Origin of the sequence: Mesorhizobium sp. M1A.F.Ca.IN.020.06.1.1, from assembly GCF_004023265.1 — a bacterium.
Classification (GTDB): Bacteria; Pseudomonadota; Alphaproteobacteria; order Rhizobiales; family Rhizobiaceae; genus Mesorhizobium.
The window spans coordinates 1-2,548 of record NZ_RZSR01000874.1; the positions used below are offsets into that span (position 1 = coordinate 1).

General features: G+C 64.1%; 3 protein-coding genes. 1 reads left to right on the forward strand and 2 read right to left on the reverse strand.

Features of this window, described 5'->3' with window-relative positions; translation table 11 throughout:
• Nucleotides 1–593: NAD(P)-dependent oxidoreductase (locus tag EOA60_RS28330; protein WP_164899602.1), on the reverse strand; the 593-nt coding region annotated here is incomplete at its 3' end.
• 156 nt (nt 594–749) lie between these two features.
• On the opposite strand from EOA60_RS28330, the gene EOA60_RS28335 reads away from it, so the two are divergent.
• Entirely contained in the window at nt 750–1,688 is a 939-nt protein-coding gene (locus EOA60_RS28335) for an NAD(P)-dependent oxidoreductase (RefSeq protein ID WP_067329143.1), read from the forward strand.
• A gap of 18 nt (nt 1,689–1,706) precedes the next feature.
• On the opposite strand, the gene EOA60_RS28340 is transcribed toward EOA60_RS28335, so the two are convergent.
• Nucleotides 1,707–2,474 carry a FadR/GntR family transcriptional regulator gene (locus tag EOA60_RS28340; protein ID WP_067328889.1) on the reverse strand — a complete coding sequence of 256 codons (768 nt, stop codon included), beginning with the start codon at nt 2,472–2,474 and terminating at the stop codon, nt 1,707–1,709.
• Between the last annotated feature and the right edge of the window lie 74 nt (nt 2,475–2,548).

Sequence of the window (2,548 nt, forward strand, 5' to 3'; positions counted from 1 at the left end):
TTCGGGAACAGCGCATATTCATGCGGCTCGATGACGTTGCCGATGCGCAGCGCATAGATGTCGAAACCGCTGCGCAGCGCGAAGGCGCGCGCTGTCTTTTCGTTGACGATCTTGGACAGGGCGTAGCTGTCCATCGGATCGACGTCATAGTCCTCGTCCAGCGGGAAATGCGTCGGGTTGCGCGGCTCGTTGGCGAAGACCAGGCCATAGGTCGTCTCGCTGGAGGCGATGATCACCTTGCGGATGCCGAGTTTCACCGCCGCTTCGATGACGTTGTAGGTGCCCATCGCGTTGATGCGGAACACCTCGTTGTCCGGGGTGATCATGATCCGCGGGATGGCGGCAAAATGCACCACGGCGTCGACCGGCTGTGCGCGCAGCGATGGATCGAATTCATGCAGCCCGGCATAGCTCGACAGCGCGTTGAACACCTGGCCGCTGTCGGTAATGTCGGTGATCAGCGTGCGCACCTTCGGGTTGTCGAGCGGCTTGGTGTCGATGTTGAGCACCTGGCAGCCATGCTCGACCAGATACTGCACGACATGGCGGCCGGCCTTGCCGCTGCCGCCGGTGAACATGATGCGCTTCGTCATTTTGCTCTCCACATTTCTCGCGGATTGTGTGTATTGTCAGACAATATGGCATCCAGCAACGGCCTGCCAACCGCGATCCGCGAAAACCTTCTCCAGCAAAGCTCGCCGGCCGGTCGCGCCGGCGCCGACCATCAGGAAAGACAGGGACGAAACGACATGACCACCACCGCTGCCCGCGAAAACATCGGTTTCATCGGCCTCGGCCTGATGGGGCATGGCATCGCCAAGAACATCGTCGACAAGGGCTATCCGCTCACCTTCCTCGGCCGCAAGAACCGCAAGCCGGCGGATGACCTGCTCGGCCGCGGCGCAAAGGAAGTGGCCACGTCCAAAGAAGTGGCAGCGGCCTCCGACATCGTCTTCATCTGCGTCACCGGCTCGCGTGAGGTCGAGGCGATCATCCGCGGCCCCGGCGGGCTGAAGGAAGGTCTGAAGCAAGGCTGCGTGGTCGTCGATTGCTCGACATCCGACCCCGTCTCCACCGTCGCGCTGGCCGCCGAACTCAGGGCGCTCGGCGTCGACTATGTCGACGCGCCGCTCAGCCGCACGCCGAAGGAGGCCTGGGAAGGCACGCTCGACGCCATGGTCGGCGCGCCCGACGCGGTGTTCGCACGGTTGAAGCCGGTGATCGAAACCTGGGCCGGCCGCATCGTCCATATCGGTGACACCGGCGACGGCCACCGCATGAAGCTGCTCAACAACTTCATCTCGCTCGGCTACGCGGCGATCTATTCGGAAGCCTTGGCGCTGGCGCAGAAGGTCGGCATCTCGCCGCCCCGCTTCGACAGCGTGATCCGCAACGGCCGCATGGATTGCGGCTTCTACCAGACCTTCATGCGCTGGACGCTGGAAGGCGACCGCGACGCCCACAAATTCTCCATCGCCAATGCCTTCAAGGATTTGACCTATCTGGAATCGATGGCCGGCGCTGCCGGCATCGCCAATCCGCTTGGCAACGCCACCAAGAATTCGTTCGCGACCGCCTTCGCGGCGGGGCCGGCCGAGCAGTATGTGCCGATGCTGGCCACCCATATCGGCAAGCTCAACGGCGTCGACCTGATGCCGTCGAAGGGCGGCAAAAAGCAGACGATCTGAAAGCCGCGGCCAAGCCTGTCAGCGTCTCGAGAGCTCGATCACCTCGTCGGTATTGGCGAGAAGCCTGTGCACCGCGCTTCTCGCCGCGGCCGGGCGCTGCAGGCGGATGTTTCGCTCGATCGCCTCGTGCAGGGACTGGGCCCGCCGCTGGTCGCTGTGCTCGCGCGTGACGAAGATGAAGAGATGATCGAGCGCCGATTCGATCAGTACGCCTAGCGGCACCAGCAGCTCATTGCCCGAGGCGCGCAGGATGGCGAGATGGAACCGCGTATCGGCGCGCGTGCGCTCCTGGATATGCGCCGCCTCCCCCATTTCGCGGCACGCTTGGCTGATTTCGACCATCTGCTCGTCGGAGCGCCGCAGCGCCGCGAAGGCGGCCGCCTCAGGCTCGATGATATGGCGGAACTCCTGCACCGTTCTGAGAAACACCTCGCGGTCAGGCGAGGTCGCGTACCAGGCGAGCACGTCGCGGTCGAGCAGGTTCCAGCGCTCCCTCGGCTCGACCCAACTGCCGATCTTGGGGCGGGACGCGAGCAGGCTCTTGGCCATCAGCATCTTGATGGCCTCGCGCACCGCCGAGCGGCTGACATTGAAGGTTTCCGACCATTTGGCTTCGTTGGGCAGGACAGTTCCGGGCGGATAGTCGCCGCGCACGATCCTGAGGCCGATCTCGCCGGCGAGCGATGCGTGCACGCTGAGGCCGGCGATCCGCGTCGCCTCGGGTCGTCGTATCGTGGCCGGCTGTGCAGGCTCGGCTAAGCGCTTTCCAGACTTTTCCCGTGGCATCCGCCTTCCGGTGCCTCCTGTCGCGGGCTCCAAGACGCCCGCAAAAACTCTGCCGGGATAAGAAAATTCTGGCG